Consider the following 24289-nt stretch of genomic DNA (forward strand, 5'->3'; position numbering starts at 1 on the left):
TACGGGAACAATTAAAAATCTATCGCCCATTCTGCGTGAAACAGGATCACCGCCGAACCGGTAATGGTGACTTTTTCTGGCTGGTTATCACGGATAGTCACCGTCACATCAACAATACCGTCGCGCCCGAGCGCACGGCCCTGATGTCCCTGAACACGTAACGTTTTCCCATCATGCGCCATCAGCCCATGGTGAACCAACCACGCGCCCATTGGACCGTTGGCATTGCCGGTAACCGGGTCTTCCACAATCCCAATTGCAGGCGAAAACATGCGGCCATCGGTGGCGTTTTCGCCCGGGCGGATTTGAAAAGGAAAGAAGCCGTTACAGCCAATTTGTTGGCTGATGGCTGTCAGAGCCTGCAAATCAGGGGAAAGGGCGTCGAGGTCCACCTCGGGCTTGAGCGGAATCATCACTTTCGAATGCCCGGTGGTAGCAACCTGAATCGGCAAGCCTGCCAGCATATCGTCTTCGCTCAGGAGTAGGGCCTCGATAATCGCACTACGAACAGCCCCTTCCAGCGGAGGTTCAAATCCGGGTACGCCTTGTTCAAGGCTAATACGATAGTCATTCCCGGTAGCTTCGATATCCACCCGATGACGACCAGCCAGCGAGGTTTGCCAGATTGTACTGTTGCCCAAGCCAAGCACGTTTGCCCGCACATAATGTGCAGCGACGGTAGCATGCCCACAGATAGGAACTTCGACCGTCGGCGTGAAATAGCGGATGCGAACATCGCTGTCGTCGCTGGTCAGCAGGAAAGCGGTTTCCGAATGACGCAGCTCGCGAGCAATGAGTTGCATCTGCGCTTCGCTCAGTCCGTCAGCATGCAAAACCACACCTGCTGAATTGCCGCGAAAGGGTACCGAGGTAAAGGCATCGACGTGGTAAACCTGTGGTTTCATTAACGTTCTCCCTGGAATGGAGAAGCATCATAACGTGCAAAATGCCGGATGGCGATGATCGCTATCTTATCCGGCCTACGGTGCCTGGTTGTAGGCCGGATAAGGCGTGTCGTCACCCGACATTTCAATGCGAATTTATCGGCGTGAACGCACTATTTGATAGCGGCGGGTAAAGTACTCAAACGGCGCGCTCCACACGTGAACCAGGCGCGTGAACGGGAACAGCAGGAAGATAGTCATCCCCAAAACCAGATGCACACGGAAAATCAACGCCACGCCATCCAGATGCGCAGACGCGCCGCCCTGGAAGGTCACCACCGACTGCGCCCAACCTACCAGTTTCAGCATTTCACTGCCGTCAGGATGCTGCGCAGAGAATGGGATGGTGGTTAAGCCGAGGATACACTGAATCAGCAGAACGCAGAGGATCAGGATATCGGCAGTGGAGGAGGTTGCACGAATGCGCGGATTGGTCAAACGACGTACCAGCAAGCCAGCGCCACCGACCAGCGTCAGCACGCCACAGAGCCCACCGGCGATCATCGCCATCTGCTGCTTCACTGCAATCGGCAGGAACCAGGCATACATCCAGTGCGGGGTTAACATGCCAAACAGGTGCCCGAAAAAGATCCCCAGAATGCCGATGTGGAACAGGTTTGACCATAACACCATGCCGCGTTTGTCCAGCATCTGGCTGGAAGAGGCCCGCCAGGTGTATTGCCCGTAGTCATAGCGTAGCCAACTGCCGAGGATAAACACCGTGCCACAGAGGTACGGGTAGATATCGTAAAAAAAGACGTTCAGGTACTGTATCATTTCGGGCCTCCCGCGCTGACGTCGACATACTGAGGTGCCACGTCCTGGCTAAAGCGTCGTTGATAGTTTTGTAACGGTGAACTGTCACAGGCGGTGGCGTTATCCTCGATAAACTTCACCTGTTCCTCTTCCCAGACGGCATCCAGCGCTTGTCGGGTATCGTCGCGGGTTTCCGTGCCAACCTGTTTAGTGACACTGTCACTTGAAAGAGGGCTTCCGGCAAGCAGTAGCAGGGCGTCAAACAGTTGATACCACGGCGTATCACGCTGTTTCAAACGCCCCCCCAGCAGCGCCAGAATCGGTGCGACGTTCTGCAATCCTTCTTTGGCCTCCGCTTCCGGCAACACGCTTAAGTACTCCAGATACAGCGGCAGATGATCCGGCAGTTCGCGGCAGTCGAGCTGCAGTCCGACCTTTTCGTACTGCGCCAACAGATCAACCATCGCCTGGCCCCGATCGCGAGACTCGGCGTGCACGTGCTCAAACAGCAGCAGAGAGGTGGCCCGGCCCCGGTCAAATATCTCACACCATTCGGCTTGTTTATCCAGTAATGGCGCATTGAGCAGCCCCTGGCTAAATTCGGTAAGCATTGGGGCATCGCTGGCCACAAGCGCCAGCGCCTCGTCTTTACACTCCCACAGCAACTCGTCGGGATATTCCATCAGCAGGCCGATAACCTTCAGGATTTGCATTATTCACCCTCCGCTTTATCGCGCACTTCGGTGATGTCGATGGCGTCAATGCGACTGCTGTTAAACAGGTTGAATTTGGTATCTGAGCCATGGCAGCCGTCGCCAAAGGTAAATCCGCAACCGTTTTTCTCCGGGAACGCATCACGCGCCATTTCACGGTGGCTGGTCGGGATCACGAAGCGGTCTTCATAGTTGGCGATGGCCAGATAGCGATACATCTCTTCAACCTGCTCAACGGTCAGACCCACTTCCTCAATCGCGCGGGTGTCCGTAACGCCTTCTACGGTTTGCGAACGCATATAATGGCGCATGGCCATCATTCGTTTTAGCGCCCGCAGTACCGGACCGGTATCGCCCGCGCTAAGCATGTTGGCAAGGTACTGAACCGGAATTCGCAGTGATTCAACCGCTGGCAGAATGTTGCCATTGTGCGGCAGTCCCCCCGCGTCAGCGACCGACTGAATCGGCGACAACGGCGGTACATACCAGACCATCGGCAGGGTGCGGTATTCCGGGTGCAGCGGCAGCGCCAGCTTCCAGTCCATCGCCATCTTGTAAACGGGCGAACGTTGGGCCGCTTCGATGACGTTGTGCGGAATACCTTGTTTTAACGCCTCTTCAATGACCGCCGGGTCGTGTGGATTGAGGAACACATCGCACTGACGCTCGTAGAGATCGGTCTCATGCTCGGTGCTGGCTGCTTCTTCAATGCGGTCGGCGTCATACAGCAGTACGCCAAGATAGCGGATGCGTCCCACGCAGGTTTCCGAACATACCGTCGGCTGGCCGGACTCAATACGCGGGTAGCAGAAAATGCACTTCTCTGATTTACCGCTCTTCCAGTTAAAGTAGATTTTTTTGTACGGACAACCGCTGATGCACAAGCGCCAGCCGCGACATTTATCCTGGTCGATCAACACGATACCGTCTTCTTCACGCTTATAGATGGCACCGCTCGGGCAGGTGGCGACACAGCTTGGGTTCAGGCAGTGTTCGCACAAGCGCGGTAGATACATCATGAAGGTGTTTTCGAATTGCCCGTACATCTCCTTTTGCATTTTCTCAAAGTTACGGTCGCGGGCACGTTTTGAGAACTCACCGCCGAGCAACTCTTCCCAGTTAGGGCCCCAGATAATCTTGTCCATCCGTTTGCCATCTATCAGTGAACGCGGACGTGCGGTGGGCTGATTCTTGCTTTCCGGCGCGCTATGCAGATGCTGATAATCGTAGGTAAAGGGTTCGTAATAATCATCGATTTGCGGGATCACCGGGTTAGCAAAAATTTTGGTGATAACGCCCATCTTGCCGCCCAGGCGCGGCCTTATCTTCCCGTTAACATCGCGAACCCAGCCGCCTTGCCACTCTTCCTGATCTTCCCAGTTTTTCGGATAGCCAATGCCTGGCTTGGTCTCAACGTTGTTAAACCACGCATATTCCATCCCTTCACGTCCGGTCCAGACGTTTTTACAGGTGACGGAGCAGGTGTGGCAGCCGATGCACTTATCCAGATTAAGAACCATGCCTACCTGTGAGCGTATTTTCATTTTTTCGCCTCCTGTACCTGATCGCGACCTTCATCATCCAGCCAGTTAATATTTTTCATTTTTCTAATCATGATGAACTCATCGCGGTTAGAGCCGACCGTGCCGTAATAGTTGAAGCTGTATGCCAGTTGCGCATAGCCGCCGATCATGTGCGTGGGTTTCGGGCAGACGCGGGTGACTGAGTTATGGATCCCGCCGCGCATACCGGTGACTTCCGAGCCTGGGATATTCATGATTCGCTCCTGAGCGTGATACATCATGGTCATTCCCGGCGGCACGCGCTGACTTACCACAGCCCGTGCGGTGAGCGCGCCGTTGGCGTTAAAGGCTTCAATCCAGTCGTTATCCTCAATGCCCAGCTCTTTAGCATCGGTTTCACTGATCCAGACAATGGGGCCACCGCGCGACAGCGTCAGCATCAGCAGGTTTTCGCTGTAGGTAGAATGGATCCCCCATTTCTGATGCGGAGTCAGGAAGTTGAGCGCTTTTTCCGGGAAGCCGTTAGGCGGAACTTCGCGCATATTGCTGACGCTACGGGTATCGATAGGCGGACGATATGCCACCAGACTTTCACCAAACGCTCGCATCCACGCGTGATCCTGGTACAACTGTTGGCGACCGGACAGGGTGCGCCACGGGATCAGCTCGTGGACGTTGGTATAGCCTGCGTTATAGGAGACATGTTCACTTTCCAGCCCGGACCAGGTGGGGCTGGAGATGATTTTGCGCGGCTGCGCCTGAATATCGCGAAAACGGATTTTCTCGTCTTCTTTGTTCAACGCCAGATGCGTATGGTCGCGTCCGGTCATCGCTCCCAGCGCTTCCCAAGCTTTCACCGCCACCTGACCGTTCGTTTCCGGTGCCAGGGTGAGGATCACCTCAGACGCGTCCAGCGCGGTGTCTATCAGTGGTCGGCCTTTCGCCGGACCTTCGCGTTTGGTGTAGTTCAGCTTGCCGAGGAAATCGACCTCCGCTTGGGTATTCCACGTAATACCTTTCCCGCCGTTACCGAGCTTGTCCATTAGCGGACCGAGCGAAGTGAAGCGTTCGTAGGTGGCGGGATAGTCACGCTCCACAACGGCAATATTGGGCGCCGTTTTCCCCGGGAGGAGATCGCATTCGCCTTTACGCCAGTCCTGAATGTCAAACGGCTGCGCCAGTTCTGCCGGGGAGTCGTGTTGCAGCGGCTGCAATACCACATCCGTTTCTTGCCCAAGGTGCCCGACGCAAACCTCAGAGAAGACTTTGGCGATGCCTTTATAAATTTCCCAGTCGCTCTTCGATTCCCACGCAGGATCGACCGCCGCCGACAGCGGGTGAATAAACGGATGCATATCCGAGGTGTTCATATCGTCTTTTTCATACCAGGTGGCGGTCGGCAAAACGACATCGGAGAACAGGCAGGTACTCGACATACGGAAATCGAGCGTTACCAGCAGATCAAGCTTGCCCTCTATCGCCGCGGACTGCCATTCCACCTCTTCAGGTTTAATACCTTCGCTTGAACCGAGCGCTTCCCCCTGGATCCCGCTTTCGGTACCCAGCAGATACTTGAGCATGTATTCATGCCCTTTACCGGAGGAGCCGAGCAGGTTAGAGCGCCAGACGAAGAGATTACGCGGATGGTTGTTACCACTATCCGGCTGCTCGCAGGCAAAACGAATTTCACCCGATTTCAGCGCCTGTGCTGTGTATTGTGCAGGCGACACTCCCGCTTGTTCTGCCTTTGCTTTGACGCTCAGAGGGTTGAGGTTGAGTTGCGGCGCGGACGGCAGCCAGCCCATTCTTTCTGCACGTACGTTAAAGTCGATCAAATGTCCGCTAAACTTCGACGCGTCAGCCAGCGGAGAGAGGAGTTCCTGAGCGGTGAGTTTTTCATAACGCCACTGGCTGGAGTGATTGTAGAAAAACGAGGTGCTGTTCATCTGACGCGGCGGGCGGTTCCAGTCCAGCGCAAAGGCCAGCGGCAACCAACCAGTTTGCGGACGCAGTTTCTCCTGACCCACATAGTGCGCCCAGCCGCCGCCGCTTTGTCCCACACAACCGCAGAACACGAGGATGTTAATCATTCCACGGTAGTTCATATCCATGTGATACCAGTGGTTGACGCCAGCCCCGAGGATAATCATCGAACGGCCATGGGTTTTGTGCGCCGTATCGGCAAACTCACGGGCGATTTGTTCGATATGACGACGAGGGACACCGGTAATTTGCTCTCCCCAGGCCGGGGTGTAGGCTTTCACTTCGCTGTAATCTTGCGCGCTATGAGCGTCATCCAGACCACGGTCGAGGCCGTAATTCGCCAGCACCAGATCATAGACGCTCACCACCGGGCAACGGCTGCCGTCGGCGAGGGTAAGATGTTTTACCGGCAGTTGACGAATCAGCACGGGTTCCTGTTTCACGCTGCGAAAATGCGGGTTTTCGTTGCCGCCAAAGTAGGGGAATGCCACGCCGGTCACTTCATCATGCTGACCGAGCAGCGAGAGGGAAAGTTCTGTTTCAGCGCCAGCCGCCAGTGGCTCCAGGTTCCATTTACCTTTCTCGCCCCAGCGAAAACCGATAGACCCGTTCGGGACCACCAGTTCGCCAGCAGTGTTAAAGGCCACGGTTTTCCACTCCGGATTGTTACTTTCGCCCAGACCATCGACAAGGTCTGAGGCGCGCATCATGCGCCCTGGAACGTAGCTGCCATCTTCCCGGGCATCCAGCAAAACCAGCATCGGCATATCGGTATAGCGACGACAGTAATTGATGAAGTAATCGCTTGGATTGTCGAGGTGGAATTCTTTCAGAATCACGTGGCCCATCGCCATCGCCAACGCGCTGTCTGTCCCTTGCTTGGGGGCCAGCCACTGGTCGCACAGTTTGGCGACTTCCGAGTAATCCGGCGTAATGGCAATCGTCTTGGTGCCTTTGTAGCGTACTTCAGTAAAAAAGTGCGCATCCGGGGTACGGGTCTGCGGCACGTTTGACCCCCAGGCGATGATGTAGCTGGAGTTATACCAGTCGGCGGATTCTGGAACATCGGTCTGTTCGCCCCAGGTCATCGGTGATGCAGGCGGTAAGTCGCAGTACCAGTCATAGAAGCTCAGGCAGGTTCCGCCCAGTAGCGAAAGATAACGTGTGCCTGCGGCATAGGAGACCATCGACATAGCAGGGATCGGGGAGAACCCGGCCACGCGATCCGGGCCATAGGTTTTCACCGTCCAGACGTTGGCGGCAGCAATGAGCTGATTAAGCTCTTTCCAGTTGGAACGGATAAAACCACCGCGCCCGCGTACCTGCTTGTAGCTCTGGCATTTTTGCGGGTCGTTCATAATGGATTCCCAGGCCAGCACCGGATCGGGCTGGCGGGACAGGGCGTCGCGCCACAGTTCGATCAGACGTTTACGCACCAGGGGATACTTCAGACGGTTGGCGCTGTAAAGATACCAGGAGTAGCTGGCACCGCGCGGGCAGCCACGGGGTTCATGATTTGGCAGGTCAGGGCGGGTACGCGGGTAGTCGGTTTGCTGCGTTTCCCAGGTCACCAGTCCGTTTTTGACGTAGATTTTCCAACTGCATGAGCCGGTACAGTTAACGCCGTGGGTAGAACGCACAATTTTGTCGAACTGCCAGCGCTGACGATAGCTGTCTTCCCAGTCCCGGTTGGTGTGCATCACTTGCCCGTGCCCATCGGCAAACGTATCGCCCTTTTGTTTAAAGTAGCGAAAGCGATCGAACAGTTTACTCATGACATAACTCCTGCTTTGAGAATATTGCCGACGGTGAATCGAACGGTAGGCCGGATGGCGGTTAACGCCTTATCCGGCCTAGCGAACTGTCCGATCCTGCGGTATCCATTTTGTTATTTTTTTTGTGATTTACGGCCATAGACCAGCCAGGTCACCAGCACGCAGACGATGTAAAACACGAGGAATATTTTCATTGCACCCACCGGAGAGCCGGTCAGCGCCAGCGATGAACCAAACGCTTTGGGGATGAAGAAGCCCCCCACAGCGCCAATAGCAGAGATGAATCCCAGCGCGGCAGCGGTATCGGTTACCGCCTCACGTTGGGCCTGTTCTTCAGTACCACCGTGCAGCTTGACCCGGTATATGGTGATTTTGCGAAAGATCACCGCGATCATCTGGAAGGTTGAGCCGCTTCCCAGACCCGCAGTCAGGAACAAGCCCATAAACACCAGGTAGAAGGCGACAAAGTTTCCCTCGCCTGACCCTGGCAGGGTGAGAAACAGCAGGGCGCTAAACAGCGCCATAAAGATGAAGTTAATTAACGTGACGCGCACACCGCCGAATTTGTCAGAGATCACGCCGCCTGCCGATCGCGCAAGAGCGCCGATGAAGGGGCCGAAGAACGCCAGTTGCAGGATATTCACGTCCGGGAACTGAGTTTTCGCCAACATGGCAAAGCCTGCCGAAAAGCCGATAAATGAACCGAAGGTGGCGAGATACAGCAGGCTTAATAACCACAGATGAAAACGTTTGAGGACCGGCAACTGGGAAGCAATTGAGGCCTTCGAACTGGCAATATCGTTCATTCCCATGCCTGCTGCTAAGGTGGCTATCAGCAGTAACGGAACCCAAATCCATGCGGCATTGGCCAGCGACAATAACGAGCCGTCGGCTTGCGGTACGCCCTGTACGCCCAAAAAGGTAAAGATAGGCAGAAAGATCACCAGCGGCGCGATCAACTGCATCACGCTGACGCCAAGGTTGCCGAGACCACCGTTAACGCCTAATGCGCTGCCTTGTTTCGCTTTGGGGAAGAAAAAGCTGATATTACCCATGCTGGAGGCAAAGTTTGCGCCAGCAAAACCACACATCAGCGCAATGATAATAAATACGCCAAACGGAGTAGCGTTATTTTGCACGGCAAAACCGAGCCAGACGCAGGGAATAACCAGAATAATCGTGCTAAAAATGGTCCACCGGCGCCCACCAAATATAGGTACCATAAAGGAGTAGGGGACGCGCAATATTGCGCCAGAAAGAGAAGGCAATGCCGTTAATAAAAACAGTTGGTCAGTAGTGAAATTAAAACCAATTTTATTCAGATTGACGGCCACGGCGCTAAACAACATCCAGACGCAGAACGCCAGCAACAGACAACTTACTGATATCCAGAGGTTTCTGCGTGCAATATGCTTACCTTTGTTTTCCCAAAAGGCGGGGTTCTCCGGTTTCCAGTCAGTTAAAAGATAACGATTATTTTTCTCATTTGATGCTGACATATTATTCTCCATGCCCATGCCGTTCATGAAAAAGAAATAAACGCACACAGCGCCGCGCGAGTTCTTTTTAGAAACTATTGAAAAGTTTTGGGAATATTGACTGAAAGAATAGATAAAAAAGCGCAATAACGCGGCGTGATGAGGGAATTACATGTTGCTTAAGTGTTACCAATTGTAAAAATAAAAGATGTATTATTAATTCATCTATAACATCAATTAACTAACTCTAACGTAATCATACGATCCAAATGGCGTTCGAATGCAGGGTCGGCCATTTCCTCAATGCCTAAGACATAGATGCCATCCAGGCCGCAAACCAATGCGATTAAGCGCCAGGCCACCTCGGCCGCATCCGGTATTGCTGAGAATTCACCTGCACTCTGTCCTTGAGTGATGATAGCGGCGGTTTCTTCATGCCACATCCGCATGGTTAGCAGGTAGGCGCTTTTGATTTCCGGATCTTTATCCGCCAGAACCTGCGCTTCACGCCACAGTTTAATGTAGGGTTCGAACCCGCCATCTTCACTGCCCAACATGGCATGCAGTCGTTCGCGGAAGCTGGCGTTATCACTGACCTGTTCGGCATCCAGAAGGGTCCGTATCAGTTGCACAAAAGCGAGGGATTTTAACTCACCCGCAGAGGTAAAGTGATGGTGTACCTGCCCGGTGGACACCTGCGCTTCCGTGGCAATACGCCGCACCGTCATCGCAGTAAATCCTTCCTCAAGCGCGACACGCATGGCCGCTTGCAGAATAACTTCCCGACGTTCGTCCCGATTCAGATAGCTCATCTTTCCTCCTGTACCCGTATAGCACGCAGTCTAACAAAAAATTGGACATACGTTCAAATTTCCGTAGGATCGCTAAAGCTGGACACGTGTCCAGTTTCAGTTTCGTTAGGGAGTTTTATGTTTCGTCAGTGGTTAACGTTAGTCATTATTGTACTGGTCTACATCCCTGTTGCGATTGATGCAACGGTGCTGCACGTTGCCGCGCCCACGCTGAGTATGACGCTGGGTGCCAGTGGTAACGAGCTGCTGTGGATCATTGATATTTATTCTCTGGTAATGGCCGGAATGGTATTGCCAATGGGCGCGCTGGGCGATCGTATTGGCTTTAAACGTCTGCTGCTGTTAGGGGGCGGATTATTTGGCCTCGCATCGCTGGCCGCTGCCTTTGCCCACAGCGCGGGTTGGCTGATTGCCACCCGGGCCGTATTGGCGATTGGGGCGGCGATGATTGTTCCGGCAACGCTTGCGGGTATTCGCGCCACATTCGCTGAGCAACGGCATCGCAATATGGCGCTCGGTGTCTGGGCTGCCGTGGGTTCCGGCGGTGCGGCATTTGGCCCACTGGTTGGTGGAATGCTGCTGGAGCACTTCTACTGGGGATCCGTATTCTTAATTAATGTACCGATTGTCCTGGTGGTGATGGCCTTAACCGCACGTTTAGTGCCGCGCCAGGCCGGACGTCGCGATCAATCGTTAAATTTCGGTCATGCAATAATGCTGATTGTCGCCATTCTGCTGCTGGTTTACAGCGCTAAAACCGCGCTGAAAGGGCATACGGCGACCGTTGCCATTACGTTGACGCTGTTAACCGGCGCGTTACTGTTGTGGCAGTTTGTCCGCATTCAGCTCGCTGCTTCCCGCCCGATGATTGATATGCGTCTGTTCACGCATCGCATCATCTTAAGCGGCGTTGTGATGGCGATGACCGCCATGATAACTCTGGTGGGTTTCGAGTTACTGATGGCTCAGGAGCTACAGTTTGTTCATGGTTTAACACCGTATCAGGCGGGACTGTTTATGCTGCCGGTGATGCTGGCAAGCGGCTTCAGCGGACCCATTGCCGGTATGCTGGTGTCACGCCTGGGATTACGTTGTGTGGCAACGGCGGGTATGGCGCTTAGCGCCGTCAGTTTTTACGGCCTGGCGATGACAGATTTCAGTACTCAGCAGATTCAAGCCTGGATATTAATGGCTTTGCTCGGTTTCAGCGCCGCCAGTGCGCTGCTGGCCTCAACGGCGGCTATCATGGCGGCAGCCCCGGCAGAAAAAGCCGCAGCCGCGGGCGCCATTGAGACAATGGCTTATGAACTGGGGGCCGGGCTTGGGATCGCTATCTTTGGTTTGTTGTTGAGCCGTAGCTTTTCAGCCTCGATTCTGCTGCCTGTCGGACTTAACCCACAGGAGATAGAACGAGCCTCATCGTCAATGGGGGAGGCGGTGCAACTGGCGCACTCGCTCCCGTCGTCGCTGAGTGAGGCGTTGCTGTCGGCTGCTAAAGAAGCCTTTACCTGGTCGCACAGCGTAGCCTTAAGCAGCGCCGGCAGCATGCTTATCGTATTAGCGGTAGGAATGTGGTTCAGTCTGGCAAAGGTACAGCGTCAATAACTAATGGGCTAAATGACAGGGGTAATCCATCTCTTCGACTTCTTTCCCACTCAGTCGAGCGTATTGCCCCGTCAGCCTCCAGAACGCAGGCTGTGTTTCCGTATAGATCTCTGCCGCTAAAACCAGGCGGCGGCGATCCACCTCATTCAGTTCCAGTAGCGTCCACGGCACAAAATAACGATCGCTGCCCGTTAGGGTAAACCACAGCGGGCACCCGCAACCGGAACAGAAGAAACGTTCACCACGATTTGAAGATGGGAAGTGCGAAGGTTCTGCTGAATCTGGCGACATCAGCGGCTGAGCGCTGGCTTCCAGATACATAGCGATGCCACCTGACCACTTCTGGCACAGCGTACAATGACAGGCATAGACATCCAGCATTTCGACGTCGACGGTAAAATGACTCTGCCCGCAAAGACAACGACCAGTGAATGTCTGCACGGCATACTCCTTATGACCGAGTCTACATTAAGAGAAAAAGCCAGCCCTGGAAGGACTGGCTTTGTATTCAGACTACAACAAAATTAGAACTGGTAGTTCAGACCAACAGCAACGATGTTGTCGGTGCTTACACCGGCAGCTTTTGTGAAGTTGTTGTCATCCAGCAGGTTGATTTTGTAATCAACGAAGGTGGACATGTTTTTGTTGAAGTAGTAGGTAGCACCCAGGTCTACGTATTCAACCAGATCCTGGTCGCCGTAACCGTTGATGTCTTTACCTTTAGACTTCAGGTAAGCAACGGACGGACGCAGACCGAAGTCGAACTGGTACTGAGCAACAGCTTCAAAGTTCTGTGCTTTATTTGCAATACCGATGATCTCAGTACCGTTAACAGTACCACCAAAGGTAGTCATGTTACGGGTTTCGGAGTAGGTGGTTGCCAGGTAGATGTTGTTCGCATCGTATTTCAGGCCAGCAGCCCAAACTTCAGCGTTCTTACCGTCAGCTTTGAACTGACCGCTGTGGTTGTTCTGGGAGTCAGTACGGTCAGATTTCGCATAGGCTGCACCTACGCCGAAGCCTTCGTACTCATAGGTAGTAGACAGACCGAAGCCGTCGCCGTTAGCTTCTTTGTCGTCGCTACGATCGTTTTTACCCTGGTACTGCAGGGCAAAGTTCAGACCTTCGACCAGACCGAAGAAGTCGGTGTTACGGTAGGTTGCAACGCCAGTAGTACGGCCAGTCATGAAGACATCACTCTGGGTCCAGGTATCGCCACCGAACTCTGGCAGGACGTCGGTCCATGCGCCGATGTCGTAAGCTACGCCGTAGTTACGACCGTAGTCGAAAGAACCGTATTCAGCGAATTTCAGACCAGCGAATGCCAGACGGGTTTTATCTTTGTCGGAACCCTGATTTTCAGAACGGTTGCCTTTAAATTCATATTCCCACTGACCGAAACCAACCAGTTGGTCGTTGATCTGAGTTTCGCCTTTGAAGCCCAGACGCGCGTAAGTTTTGTCGCCATCGCTGCCGGTATCGTCAGAGAAGTAGTGCTGAGCGTGAACTTTACCGTACAGGTCCAGTTTGTTTGCGTCTTTGTTATATACCTCAGCTGCGTTTACCGCACCTGCCGCCAACAGGCTAGTCACTGCCACTGCAACTAATTTAAGTTTCATTCTAAATAATCCTTATAATTATTTCTTGGTGTGTTTCCTAAACCATTGCTAAACGAAGGGGTTCGTCAATGGCAAACCATTTTTAAATGACGCAGTGGTATAAGTTCAATAATAAGTTTCATAATATTGCGAAATATTTGAAGTTGTGTGATCCAGATCTACATAATATAGCTGATTGTATTAATCTTAATATGTGACAGATCGGAATGGGTATATTTACATGGGGAACTATTGTGCAGGCTATGATTTAAATGGCGTTAGTTTCTCAGGTGTAATATATACATGTGAAGAGATATAGATGACCGAGTAATACTTTCGGGTGTTAATTAATTTTCATATATTTAACATTTAATTAAACAAATATAAACATAAACCGCAGTGGAATGAACAATTATTATTCATTAAATTGTCTAAAGTATAGCCGGATTTTATTTGTTTGTGATAAAACCCGACTTTTTTTCAGGCACGGCGCGTTGCCAGCCAGCAAAGCAGAGACCCCGCGCAGACCATCAGCGCTCCTTGCCAGAAGGATAGTGACAGCGGGGCGCTGAGCAACACTGCGGCCAGCGCAGAGGAGAGCACCGGAGTAAAATAAGACCCGACGGCCATAACGGTCACGTTGCCATGCAAAATGCCAATATTCCACGCGGCATAGGCAAATCCTAACGTTAATGCTGCAGTGAACATTTTAATCGTCACCGAAGTGCTGAAAACCATTTCCGGTTGAGGCGTAATAAAATAGTAAACCCACAAACTTGCCGCCGTTAGTAAAACGAACACGGTGATGCCGTTAAAACCTTTTGCATATTTATTAGTCACCGTGCAATACGTTGCCCAGATAAAAGCGCCGAGAAAGGCGAGGAAATAGCTAAGCGGGCTGCTGGCAACATTACTGATAATTTCTCCAGGATTCAGGCCGTTTTCGCCCCCCAACACCCAACAAACCCCGGTCAATGCGATGATTAATCCGGGAATCACCAACCAGGTTGTTTTTTGGCCATTAAATAAGATGGCGAATAATATTGTCAGACTTGGCCAGAGATAATTGACCATACCGACTTCAATAGCCTGGTGACGAGTGGCGGCATAGCCCAGGGCCAGCGCTAAGCATATTTCATAGCTAACAAAAAGCACGCTACCGGCGATTAAATATCGCACAGGAATTTTTCTGATATTTGGGAATCCGACGGTAAATATCAGCAACAGGCCGCTTAATGTAAAAATCATCGCCGCGCCGCCTGCCGGCCCCAGTCCTTCGCTTACCCCACGAATAAGCCCGACCATCGTGCTCCAGAGCACGATGGCAATAAGCCCAATTAACGTTGCTTTTTGTTTTGTCATGCTGATTGTCTGTCCATGGTACTGGCAAAAATTAAGCTGAAATGTATAGCACCTTTACACCGTAGCGCGCTAATTAATTCCCTTTTGTCTACTCCCTTATGGGTACAAAGGTTAAGCGAAGTGCACTATTTAGTAGCGGAACCGTTTCGTTATTGATTTGACGCAAAAAAAATATGGATATAGCTGATAGTTTCGTCGCGAAGTTGTACATGTCATCTTTCAATCATGCCGCGCTGGCGCAATTTGAGAGATTTCCTGTACGAATCCCTGCAAAAAAGAGGAAAGCAATGGACGTCAGCCGCAGACAATTTTTTAAAATCTGCGCGGGCGGTATGGCGGGAACAACAGTAGCCGCTCTGGGTTTTGCACCCAAAATGGCACTGGCTCAGGCGCGAAACTATAAGCTGTTGCGCGCCAAAGAGATCCGAAACACCTGCACATACTGTTCCGTAGGTTGCGGGCTATTAATGTATAGCCTGGGAGATGGAGCAAAAAACGCCAAAGAGTCGATTTACCATATTGAAGGGGATCCGGATCATCCGGTGAGCCGTGGGGCATTATGCCCTAAGGGCGCAGGATTACTGGATTACGTGCACAGTGAAAACCGTCTGCGTTACCCGGAATATCGCGCTCCAGGCTCCGACAAATGGCAGCGTATCAGCTGGGATGAGGCTTTCACCCGTATCGCGAAGCTGATGAAAACTGACCGCGACGCCAACTTTATTGAGAAGAATGAGCAGGGCGTAACGGTAAACCGCTGGCTTTCTACCGGGATGCTGTGCGCATCTGCGGCAAGTAATGAAACCGGCATGCTGACGCAAAAATTTGTGCGCTCACTCGGCATGCTGGCAGTAGACAACCAGGCGCGCGTCTGACACGGACCAACGGTAGCAAGTCTTGCTCCAACATTTGGTCGCGGTGCGATGACCAACCACTGGGTTGATATTAAAAACGCCAACGTCGTGATGGTGATGGGCGGTAACGCCGCTGAAGCACATCCGGTGGGATTCCGCTGGGCGATGGAAGCTAAAAACAACAATGATGCCACGCTAATTGTTGTTGACCCCCGTTTTACACGTACAGCCTCGGTAGCGGATATTTACGCGCCAATTCGTTCCGGCACGGACATTACGTTCCTGTCCGGCGTCTTGCTGTATCTGATTGAAAACAACAAAATCAACGCTGAATACGTTAAGCATTACACCAACGCCAGCCTGCTGGTGCGGGATGATTTTGCTTTCGAAGACGGTCTGTTCAGCGGTTACGACGCGAAAAAACGCCAATACGATAAATCGTCCTGGAACTACCAGTTCGATGAAAACGGCTACGCGAAACGCGATGAAACGTTAAGCCATCCCCGTTGTGTCTGGAATCTGCTAAAACAGCACGTTTCCCGCTACACGCCGGATGTGGTGGAAAACATCTGCGGTACGCCAAAAGAAGACTTCCTGAAAGTTTGCGAAGTGCTGGCTTCCACCAGCGCAGCGGACCGCACCACCACGTTCCTGTATGCGCTGGGCTGGACACAGCATACCGTCGGGGCGCAGAACATCCGTACCATGGCGATGATCCAGTTGCTGCTCGGCAACATGGGGATGGCAGGTGGCGGGGTCAACGCTTTACGCGGTCACTCCAACATTCAGGGTTTAACCGACTTAGGGCTGCTCTCTACCAGTCTGCCAGGCTACCTGACGCTGCCGTCAGAGAAACAGGCCGATCTGCAAACCTATCTGGCCGCTAACACGCCAAAAGCGACGTTGGCCGATCAGGTGAACTACTGGGGCAACTACCCGAAATTCTTCGTCAGCCTGATGAAATCTTTCTACGGCAATGCCGCGCAGAAAGAAAACGACTGGGGCTTTGAGTGGCTGCCGAAGTGGGATCAGTCCTACGACGTCATCAAATACTTCAACATGATGGATAGCGGGAAAGTCACCGGCTACATCTGCCAGGGCTTTAACCCGGTCGCGTCCTTCCCGGACAAAAACAAAGTGGTGCAGTGCCTGAGCAAACTGAAGTATCTGGTGGTTATCGATCCGCTGGTGACTGAAACCTCAACGTTCTGGCAGAACCACGGCGAATCAAACGACGTTGATCCGGCTTCTATTCAGACCGAAGTCTTCCGTTTGCCATCCACCTGCTTTGCGGAAGAGGACGGCTCCATCGCCAACTCCGGTCGCTGGCTGCAGTGGCACTGGAAAGGTCAGGATGCCCCGGGTGAAGCCCGCAACGACGGCGAAATTCTGGCAGGTATTTATCACCGTCTGCGCGACATGTATCGCACTGAAGGTGGTAAAGCCGTTGAACCCGTGCTGAAAATGAGCTGGAACTATAAGCAGCCGGACGAACCGCACTCCGAGGAAGTGGCAAAAGAGAACAACGGCTATGCGCTGGAAGACCTCTATGATGCCAACGGTGTGCTGGTTGCGAAGAAAGGCCAGTTACTCAGCAGCTTTGCGCTTCTGCGCGATGATGGGTCTACGTCATCGTCCTGCTGGATTTATACCGGTAGCTGGACCGAGCAGGGCAACCAGATGGCCAATCGCGATAACGCCGACCCGTCAGGTCTCGGTAATACGCTGGGCTGGGCCTGGGCATGGCCGTTAAACCGTCGCGTGTTGTATAACCGCGCTTCGGCGGACCCGCAAGGTAAACCATGGGATCCAAAACGCATGCTGATCCAGTGGAACGGCACGAAGTGGACGGGGAACGATATCCCGGACTTCAACACCGCAGCACCGGGCAGTGGCACCAATCCGTTTATTATGCAGCCGGAAGGGCTGGGTCGTCTGTTCGCTATCGATAAGATGGCGGAAGGTCCGTTCCCGGAACACTACGAGCCGATGGAAACGCCGCTGGGTACGAACCCGCTGCATCCGAACGTGATCTCCAACCCGGCAGCGCGTCTGTACGAAGCGGATAAGTTACGCATGGGCACGAAACAGGACTTCCCGTACGTCGGGACGACCTATCGTCTGACCGAACATTTCCATACCTGGACCAAGCACGCTTTGCTGAATGCGATTGCCCAGCCAGAGCAGTTTGTGGAAATCAGCGAAACGCTGGCGGCAGCGAAGGGGATCTCCAACGGCGATCACGTCAAAGTTAGCAGCAAGCGTGGATTTATTCGCGCAGTTGCCGTGGTTACCCGTCGTCTGCGTACTCTGCACGTCAACGGTCAGCAGGTTGAAACGGTTGGGATCCCGATCCACTGGGGCTTTGAAGGAGTCGCGCGTAAAGGCTATATCGCCAACACCCTGACGCCGAATGTCGGTGATGCAAACTCGCAAACGCCGGAATACAAAGCGTTTTTAGTTAACATCGAGAAGGCGTAAGGGAGGCGAACATATGTCTATGGAAACGCAGGACATCATCAAACGGTCCGCAACAAACGCCATCACGCCGCCGCCTCAGGCCCGTGATTACAAAGCTGAGGTCGCAAAGCTGATCGACGTTTCCACCTGTATAGGCTGTAAGGCCTGTCAGGTGGCATGCTCAGAGTGGAATGATATCCGCGATGAAGTCGGCCACTGCGTCGGGGTGTATGACAACCCTGCCGATCTTAGCGCCAAGTCCTGGACGGTGATGCGGTTTACCGAAACCGAACAGAACGGCAAGCTCGAGTGGTTGATTCGTAAAGACGGCTGTATGCACTGTGAAGATCCGGGCTGCCTGAAGGCATGCCCGTCTGCCGGGGCTATCATCCAGTACGCCAACGGGATTGTTGATTTTCAGTCAGAGCACTGCATTGGCTGCGGCTACTGTATTGCCGGGTGTCCATTTAATATTCCGCGCCTCAATAAAGAGGATAACCGCGTGTATAAATGTACGCTGTGTGTGGACCGCGTCAGCGTCGGGCAGGAACCTGCCTGCGTGAAGACCTGTCCGACCGGGGCAATCCATTTCGGTACCAAGCAGGAAATGCTGGAAATGGGCGAACAGCGAGTGGCAAAACTGAAAGCACGTGGTTATGAACATGCCGGTGTTTACAACCCGGAAGGTGTGGGTGGCACGCACGTGATGTACGTTCTGCATCATGCCAACCAGCCGGAGCTGTATCACGGCCTGCCGAAAGAACCGCAGATCGATACCTCTATCAATCTGTGGAAAGGGGCGCTGAAACCGCTGGCCGCTGCCGGATTTATCGCCACCTTCGCCGGACTGATTTACCACTACATTGGTATCGGTCCGAATAAGGAAGTGGACGACGACGAGGAGGATCATCATGAGTAAGTCGAAAATGATTGTGCGCACGAAGTTTATCGACCGCGCCTGTCACTGGACGGTGGTGATCTGCTTCTTCCTGGTGGCGTTGTCGGGGATTTCGTTTTTCTTCCCGACTCTGCAATGGCTGACGCAGACCTTCGGTACGCCGCAGATGGGGCGCATTTTGCACCCGTTCTTCGGACTGCTGATCTTCGTGGCGCTGATGTTCATGTTTGTACGCTTTGTTCACCACAACATCCCGGATAAAAAAGATATCCCGTGGCTGAAAAATATTGTGGAAGTGCTGAAAGGCAATGAACACAAAGTGGCGGACGTGGGTAAGTACAATGCCGGACAGAAAATGATGTTCTGGTCGATCATGAGCATGATTTTCGTGCTGCTGATTACCGGCATCATTATCTGGCGTCCGTACTTTGCGCAGTTCTTCCCGATGCAGGTCGTGCGCTATAGCCTGCTTATCCATGCGGCTGCGGGGATTATCCTGATGCACGCCATCCTCATCCACATGTATATGGCATTCTGGGTGAAAGGATCGATTAAAGGCATGGTCGAAGGGAAAGTGAGCCGTCGCTGGGCGAAGAAACATCACCCACGCTGGTATCGCGAAGTTGAACGACAAGAAGCGAAAAAAGAGAGCGAGGAAGGGGTTAACTAACTCCTGACGTGCCCTGATCGTAATGGCGCTACACCAGTAGCGCCATTTTTTTGCCAAAAAAATGTCATGTTTTGATAAGCCGGATGACGGGCCTACACGCGCATTTTGCTGATGTAGGCCTGCCATCCGGCAATACGGTTTACTCCAGTTGTGAGTTCAGGCGCTCAATCTCCTCACGCCATTGCGCCTGTAACAGCGGCTTTTGATGTTTCGGCTTGCGGGCAAGATCGTCAGCCAGACGCTGCTCCAGCTCAAGAAGTTGTTCCAGCAATCCATCGCTGTCACCGTTTATTTCGGCTCTCGCATCGACCACCGTTTTGGGAACGGTTATCTCCGAGGATGTTTCCCGAATACGCGCATTGACCGCGTCCAGATCGTGCCATTCACTGAGTTCGCCGTTGTCGATCAACCAAAACCGGTTACAGCTTTGGCTAATAAGCTGACGGTCGTGACTGACCAACAACACGCCGCCGTTATAGCTTTGCAGCGTTTCTGCCAACGCCTCTTTACCTTCCAGATCCAGATGGTTGGTCGGTTCATCGAGCATCAGCAGGCTGTAGCGCGCAAGCGTTAGCCCAACAAACAGCAGCCGGGAGCGCTCACCGCCGCTTAGGGAACTGATCCGCTGCGCGTGACGAACCCACGGAAAACCCGCGCTAATCAGCGCCATTTTGCGGATATCAGGCTGCGGAGCAAACGGCTCCAGCGCGTCAAATAACGAATCGTTATCTGCGAGTTGGTGCAGCGTCTGGTCGTAATACCCCAACGTAACGCGCGGGTGCAACACCAGTGAAGGTGATGCCAGTTGTGAGTGAAACTGTTGCCAGATAAGCCTTAACAACGATGATTTCCCACAACCGTTGCGCCCGACAATCGCCACGCGATCGCCGCTTTTTAACCGGAGACCGGCAATGGAAAACAGCGTATCGGCGTCGGGAGCAGGGGCCACGGACAGATTAGTCATCTCCAGCAAACGATCCGCACGCAGGGCATCTCCCTGCAATGTTAGTGTCCACTGACTTCCTGACGTCACTTCAGTCTGTACCTCTTTCAGGCGCTGTACCTGCTTTTCCATCTGCTTGGCCTTGCGGGAAAGATCTTCGTTGTCGTAGACCCGCCCCCAGGTAGCCAGCCGTTTGGCGCTGGCGGTCACCCGGTCTATCTCCTTTTGCTCAGCCTTATGGCGCAGAGCATCGCTGATGTCTCTTTCTGCCAGAGCCTGACGCGCCGCGCTACAGGGCAGATCGAAGGCATGGAGAGTTCGATCGCGCAGGATCCAGGTTCCGTGAGTCACCGCGTCTAACAGCTGCGGGTCGTGGGAAACCACCACAAAACTGCCAGACCAGTTTTGTAAGAACTGTTCCAGCCACAGTAATGTTGGCAGATCCAGGTGGTTACCCGGCTCATCCAGCAGCAGCAGGTCAGGGTTTCGCATCAGCGCCCGCGCCAATAACAGACGCGTGTGTTGGCCGCCGCTCAGCGTGTGTGCTGTCAGAGATAAATTCTCCGGCGTGAACCCCATTTCGGCGAGCAGTGCTTCAACTCGCCACTGCTGACCTGCGCGTTCATGCTCGGGCAGTTGAGCCAGAACGGCTTCCTGCAGCGTGAGTGGCAATATTTCGTCAGGCAGATGTTGTTCTACACGGGCGAGATGGCAGTGATTTGCCTGCGCGATAACCCCACTGGTCGGCGAAATTGTGCCATCGAGCAGTTTTAACAGCGTGCTTTTGCCGCAGCCGTTGTAACCGATAAGCCCGATGCGGTCGCCTTTTTTCAGGGTAAAGGAAAGATCGTCGAATAGCGTGCCGAATGCCGTATCAACGTGTAAGGATTGTGCGGTTAGTAATGTGCTCATTGTTGCTTACTCAAGAGTTACAGGCGTAAAAACGCCTCGTCAAACATCGCTGACGATAACCCGGTAAGCCCGAGAGAAGGGGATTTAGAAGTTAGCTTCGCTCAAGCAGAAGTTATCGCAGCACGATACCGATAACGCTTGAGCACTGGCGATCGCCAAAAGCATGTGAAACGATAAAACGTTCACAGTACAGCATAAGTATCCTCCTTATTATTTTCCAAATGTTAATCGATGGTGAAAGTGTAATCGTAAGTCACGCAGTCACGCAAGTTCTGAGCGCCCGGCAGCAGAGTGCCGCCGGGCAAACCGTCAGATAGAGGTACGACGGTAGTCGCGGTATTCTGCCTGCCAGAAGTTATCGTCAATCGCCTGTTGCAGCGCTTCGGCGGAGGTTTTCACCGCCACGCCTTGCTGCTGGGCCATTTTACCGACGGCAAACGCGATGGCGCGGGAAACGGTCTGAATATCTTTCAGCTCAGGTAACACCAGTCCTTCGCCGTTAAGCACCAGCGGTGAATACTGCGCCAGCGTTTCACTGGCCGACATCAGCATTTCATCGGTGATACGCGATGCGCCAGAAGCAATTACCCCCAGACCAATTCCCGGGAAGATATAGGCATTGTTACATTGGGCAATGGGATAGATTTTCTCTTTCCACAGTACCGGTGCGAACGGGCTACCGGTCGCAACCAGCGCGTTACCCTCGGTCCAGGCGATAATATCCTGTGGCGTGGCTTCTACGCGGGAAGTCGGGTTAGACAGCGGCATGACGATCGGACGCGGGCAATGCTTATGCATTTCGCGAATGATCTCTTCGGTAAACAGGCCAGTCTGTCCGGAAACACCAATCAGGATGTCCGGCTTAACGTTGCGTACCACATCGAGTAACGACAGCACATCTTCTTGCGTATCCCAGTGCTGCAGATTTTCGCGTTTTTGCACCAGTTTGGTCTGGAAAGAGAGCAGGTTCGGCATCTTATCGGTTAACAGGCCGAAGCGATCGACCATAAACACGCGTTGACGCGCCGCTTCTTCGCTTAAACCTTCACGCTGGATTTGCGCGATGATCTGCTCGGCAATTCCGCAACCGGCGGAACCTGCCCCGAGGAAGACAATGTTCTGTTCGCTTAACTGGCTACCGGCCGCACGGCTGGCCGCAATCAGCGTGCCAACGGTTACCGCAGCGGTACCCTGAATATCGTCGTTAAACGAGCAAATTTCATCGCGATAGCGGGTCAACAGCGGCATGGCGTTTTTCTGTGCGAAGTCTTCAAACTGCAACAGCACGTCCGGCCAGCGATGCTTCACGGCCTGGATGAATTCATCGACAAATTCGTAGTATTCATCATCGGTGATACGCGGATTACGCCAGCCCATATACAGCGGATCGTTGAGCAGTTGCTGGTTGTTGGTTCCGACGTCCAGTACCACCGGCAGGGTGTAGGCCGGACTGATCCCACCACACGCGGTATACAGCGACAGTTTACCGATTGGAATACCCATCCCGCCGATCCCCTGATCGCCAAGACCCAAAATACGTTCCCCATCGGTGACAACGATGACCTTGATATTGTGGTTAGGAACGTTTTGCAGGATATCGTCCATATTGTGGCGGTTCTGATAAGAGATAAACACGCCGCGCGCGCGACGATAAATCTCGGAGAAACGCTCACAGGCCGCGCCGACCGTTGGGGTATAGATAACTGGCATCATCTCATCAAGGTGATTATGCACCAGGCGGTAAAACAGGGTTTCGTTGGTGTCCTGGATGTTGCGCAGGTAAATATGTTTATCGATTTCGGTTTTGAATCCCTGATATTGGATCCAGGCGCGTTCAGCCTGTTCTTCAATCGTCTCGACCACTTCCGGCAGTAACCCCAGCAGGTTGAAGTTACGGCGTTCTTCCGCACTGAAAGCACTCCCTTTATTCAGTAAAGGGAATTCCAGCAGAACCGGGCCAGCGTAGGGGATGTAAAGGGAACGCAGTTTTTTAGTTTCGTTTTCCATGTCACTCACTCTTTTTTGAATAACCGTCCCTGGCACTCTTTATGATCGTATGTGGCCTGTCCGCCAGGGAAACGGCCGAAGTATAAAGCATTGTGAATGGGTTAAGGGGTTTTATAAGCAAAAACACCACTGCGGTTGCAATGGTGTTTATCTCGTTATTCAGTCAGACGTGCGAAAGGCTATTTGGCGTCAGCGCGGCGCTTTCTTCCGGTAGGATTATTGACCACGTTGGTTTTGTCACCTTCGGTCACGACTTTACGTTGATTTGAGATTTTGTGGTCCAGTCCGAGAATATGACGGGCCTGACGGTTCGATTTCATTCTAACTCCTTAATCCTGTTACTGGTTTCAAGGGCGAGTCCGTATGAGAACGGACGAAATACAACCTGATAGAAAGCCGATGTTGAAAATAGCGGCTTTCTGGATGGTCGGTCATTTAAGCTGAAAGGTCAATGCTTAAGCGGCAAATGAGAACTATCCCGTATGTGCCATGCTTTTTCTCAGCCGTCCTATACTTGTAACTCCAACGACAACACAGGAGAACGGTAATGACTATCCATAAGAAAGGTCAGGCACACTGGGAAGGCGACATTAAGCACGGTAAAGGTACCGTATCGACCGAAAGTGGGGTGTTGAATCAGCAACCCTATGGGTTTAACACCCGATTTGAAGGGGCGAAAGGCACCAATCCTGAAGAGTTGATTGGCGCGGCGCATGCAGCCTGCTTCTCAATGGCGCTTTCGCTCATGCTGGGCGAAGCGGGTTTTACCCCAGATGCCATTGATACCACTGCCGATGTTTCTCTGGATAAAGTGGATGCCGGATTTGCTATCACCAAAGTCGCGCTCCACAGTCAGGTGAGCGTCCCGGGGATAGATGCCGCCACGTTTGACGGCATCATCCAGAAAGCAAAAGCCGGCTGCCCGGTATCACAGGTACTGAACGCGGAAATCACGCTGGATTATCAGTTAAAATCGTAAAGAAGGTGTGCCGGATG

Annotated in this window: 18 protein-coding genes; 5 read left to right on the forward strand and 13 right to left on the reverse strand. The window is 53.0% G+C overall.

Annotated features, from left to right (window positions below):
- Nucleotides 1-11: 11 nt before the first annotated feature.
- From O6D90_RS11595 to O6D90_RS11625, 7 genes are all read right to left on the reverse strand, one after another.
- A complete protein-coding gene (locus O6D90_RS11595; RefSeq protein WP_016156551.1) occupies nucleotides 12-905 on the reverse strand; it encodes a PhzF family isomerase in 894 nt (297 codons plus the stop codon).
- A gap of 135 nt (nucleotides 906-1040) precedes the next feature.
- Nucleotides 1041-1721, reverse strand: coding sequence for a respiratory nitrate reductase subunit gamma (gene narI, locus O6D90_RS11600; protein ID WP_003833047.1), 681 nt, complete (start codon nucleotides 1719-1721; stop codon nucleotides 1041-1043).
- Nucleotides 1718-2413, reverse strand: coding sequence for a nitrate reductase molybdenum cofactor assembly chaperone (gene narW / locus O6D90_RS11605; protein ID WP_016153117.1), 696 nt, complete (start codon nucleotides 2411-2413; stop codon nucleotides 1718-1720). The genes narI and narW overlap by 4 nt, the downstream gene beginning before the upstream one ends.
- Nucleotides 2413-3957 carry a nitrate reductase subunit beta gene (gene narH / locus O6D90_RS11610; RefSeq protein WP_016156550.1) on the reverse strand — a complete coding sequence of 515 codons (1545 nt, stop codon included), beginning with the start codon at nucleotides 3955-3957 and terminating at the stop codon, nucleotides 2413-2415. Before narH ends, narW begins: the two co-directional genes overlap by 1 nt.
- Nucleotides 3954-7694, reverse strand: coding sequence for a nitrate reductase subunit alpha (locus tag O6D90_RS11615; protein ID WP_271143312.1), 3741 nt, complete (start codon nucleotides 7692-7694; stop codon nucleotides 3954-3956). The genes narH and O6D90_RS11615 overlap by 4 nt, the downstream gene beginning before the upstream one ends.
- Nucleotides 7695-7807: 113 nt before the next feature.
- Nucleotides 7808-9193, reverse strand: coding sequence for a NarK family nitrate/nitrite MFS transporter (locus O6D90_RS11620; RefSeq protein WP_047358146.1), 1386 nt, complete (start codon nucleotides 9191-9193; stop codon nucleotides 7808-7810).
- Nucleotides 9194-9405: 212 nt separating this feature from the next.
- On the reverse strand, nucleotides 9406-9984 hold the full coding sequence (locus O6D90_RS11625) for a TetR family transcriptional regulator (protein WP_016153113.1): 579 nt from the start codon (nucleotides 9982-9984) through the stop codon (nucleotides 9406-9408).
- A gap of 117 nt (nucleotides 9985-10101) precedes the next feature.
- Here O6D90_RS11625 and O6D90_RS11630 point away from each other — a divergent pair, with 117 nt between their 5' ends.
- Entirely contained in the window at nucleotides 10102-11589 is a 1488-nt protein-coding gene (locus tag O6D90_RS11630; RefSeq protein WP_016156548.1) for an MFS transporter, read from the forward strand.
- Here O6D90_RS11630 and O6D90_RS11635 read toward each other — a convergent pair whose 3' ends face one another.
- From O6D90_RS11635 to yddG, 3 genes are all read right to left on the reverse strand, one after another.
- Nucleotides 11590-11970 (reverse strand): GFA family protein, encoded by a 381-nt coding sequence (locus tag O6D90_RS11635; RefSeq protein WP_087121860.1) that lies wholly within the window; start codon nucleotides 11968-11970, stop codon nucleotides 11590-11592.
- 143 nt (nucleotides 11971-12113) lie between these two features.
- Nucleotides 12114-13208: a porin OmpD gene (ompD, locus tag O6D90_RS11640; RefSeq protein WP_016156547.1), complete on the reverse strand. Its 1095-nt coding sequence runs from the start codon at nucleotides 13206-13208 to the stop codon at nucleotides 12114-12116.
- Between the two features lie 459 nt (nucleotides 13209-13667).
- Nucleotides 13668-14549: an aromatic amino acid efflux DMT transporter YddG gene (gene yddG / locus O6D90_RS11645; protein ID WP_016156546.1), complete on the reverse strand. Its 882-nt coding sequence runs from the start codon at nucleotides 14547-14549 to the stop codon at nucleotides 13668-13670.
- 287 nt (nucleotides 14550-14836) lie between these two features.
- Here yddG and fdnG point away from each other — a divergent pair, with 287 nt between their 5' ends.
- From fdnG to fdnI, 3 genes are read left to right on the forward strand one after another with little or no spacing between them, the layout of a single operon-like run.
- Complete coding sequence (gene fdnG / locus O6D90_RS11650) at nucleotides 14837-17884, forward strand: formate dehydrogenase-N subunit alpha (RefSeq protein ID WP_085951054.1); 3048 nt, start codon at nucleotides 14837-14839, stop codon at nucleotides 17882-17884.
- Nucleotides 17885-17897: 13 nt separating this feature from the next.
- Nucleotides 17898-18782 (forward strand): formate dehydrogenase N subunit beta, encoded by an 885-nt coding sequence (gene fdnH / locus O6D90_RS11655; RefSeq protein WP_016156544.1) that lies wholly within the window; start codon nucleotides 17898-17900, stop codon nucleotides 18780-18782.
- Nucleotides 18775-19431, forward strand: coding sequence for a formate dehydrogenase-N subunit gamma (gene fdnI / locus O6D90_RS11660; protein WP_016153106.1), 657 nt, complete (start codon nucleotides 18775-18777; stop codon nucleotides 19429-19431). The genes fdnH and fdnI overlap by 8 nt, the downstream gene beginning before the upstream one ends.
- A gap of 139 nt (nucleotides 19432-19570) precedes the next feature.
- Here fdnI and O6D90_RS11665 read toward each other — a convergent pair whose 3' ends face one another.
- The 3 genes from O6D90_RS11665 to sra form a co-directional block, all read right to left on the reverse strand.
- Complete coding sequence (locus tag O6D90_RS11665) at nucleotides 19571-21286, reverse strand: ABC-F family ATP-binding cassette domain-containing protein (protein WP_016156543.1); 1716 nt, start codon at nucleotides 21284-21286, stop codon at nucleotides 19571-19573.
- Between the two features lie 309 nt (nucleotides 21287-21595).
- Entirely contained in the window at nucleotides 21596-23293 is a 1698-nt protein-coding gene (gene maeA / locus O6D90_RS11670) for a malate dehydrogenase (RefSeq protein ID WP_016153104.1), read from the reverse strand.
- Between the two features lie 179 nt (nucleotides 23294-23472).
- On the reverse strand, nucleotides 23473-23613 hold the full coding sequence (gene sra, locus O6D90_RS11675; RefSeq protein ID WP_016153103.1) for a stationary-phase-induced ribosome-associated protein: 141 nt from the start codon (nucleotides 23611-23613) through the stop codon (nucleotides 23473-23475).
- A gap of 227 nt (nucleotides 23614-23840) precedes the next feature.
- Here sra and O6D90_RS11680 point away from each other — a divergent pair, with 227 nt between their 5' ends.
- Nucleotides 23841-24272 carry an OsmC family protein gene (locus O6D90_RS11680; RefSeq protein WP_016156542.1) on the forward strand — a complete coding sequence of 144 codons (432 nt, stop codon included), beginning with the start codon at nucleotides 23841-23843 and terminating at the stop codon, nucleotides 24270-24272.
- Nucleotides 24273-24289: the final 17 nt, after the last annotated feature.

Source organism: Citrobacter sp. 21OH12SH02A-Citro (assembly GCF_027919895.1).
Taxonomy (GTDB): Bacteria; Pseudomonadota; Gammaproteobacteria; order Enterobacterales; family Enterobacteriaceae; genus Citrobacter; species Citrobacter braakii.

Coding starts and splice junctions, on each gene's coding strand:
- sra (WP_016153103.1), bottom strand. CDS start 23,613: ATGAAATCGAACCGTCAGGCCCGTCATATTCTCGGACTGGACCACAAA.
- fdnH (WP_016156544.1), top strand. CDS start 17,898: ATGTCTATGGAAACGCAGGACATCATCAAACGGTCCGCAACAAACGCC.
- yddG (WP_016156546.1), bottom strand. CDS start 14,549: ATGACAAAACAAAAAGCAACGTTAATTGGGCTTATTGCCATCGTGCTC.
- O6D90_RS11615 (WP_271143312.1), bottom strand. CDS start 7,694: ATGAGTAAACTGTTCGATCGCTTTCGCTACTTTAAACAAAAGGGCGAT.
- maeA (WP_016153104.1), bottom strand. CDS start 23,293: ATGGAAAACGAAACTAAAAAACTGCGTTCCCTTTACATCCCCTACGCT.
- O6D90_RS11680 (WP_016156542.1), top strand. CDS start 23,841: ATGACTATCCATAAGAAAGGTCAGGCACACTGGGAAGGCGACATTAAG.
- O6D90_RS11625 (WP_016153113.1), bottom strand. CDS start 9,984: ATGAGCTATCTGAATCGGGACGAACGTCGGGAAGTTATTCTGCAAGCG.
- O6D90_RS11595 (WP_016156551.1), bottom strand. CDS start 905: ATGAAACCACAGGTTTACCACGTCGATGCCTTTACCTCGGTACCCTTT.
- narI (WP_003833047.1), bottom strand. CDS start 1,721: ATGATACAGTACCTGAACGTCTTTTTTTACGATATCTACCCGTACCTC.
- O6D90_RS11630 (WP_016156548.1), top strand. CDS start 10,102: ATGTTTCGTCAGTGGTTAACGTTAGTCATTATTGTACTGGTCTACATC.
- O6D90_RS11665 (WP_016156543.1), bottom strand. CDS start 21,286: ATGAGCACATTACTAACCGCACAATCCTTACACGTTGATACGGCATTC.
- narW (WP_016153117.1), bottom strand. CDS start 2,413: ATGCAAATCCTGAAGGTTATCGGCCTGCTGATGGAATATCCCGACGAG.
- O6D90_RS11635 (WP_087121860.1), bottom strand. CDS start 11,970: ATGCTGGATGTCTATGCCTGTCATTGTACGCTGTGCCAGAAGTGGTCA.
- narH (WP_016156550.1), bottom strand. CDS start 3,957: ATGAAAATACGCTCACAGGTAGGCATGGTTCTTAATCTGGATAAGTGC.
- fdnI (WP_016153106.1), top strand. CDS start 18,775: ATGAGTAAGTCGAAAATGATTGTGCGCACGAAGTTTATCGACCGCGCC.
- O6D90_RS11620 (WP_047358146.1), bottom strand. CDS start 9,193: ATGTCAGCATCAAATGAGAAAAATAATCGTTATCTTTTAACTGACTGG.
- ompD (WP_016156547.1), bottom strand. CDS start 13,208: ATGAAACTTAAATTAGTTGCAGTGGCAGTGACTAGCCTGTTGGCGGCA.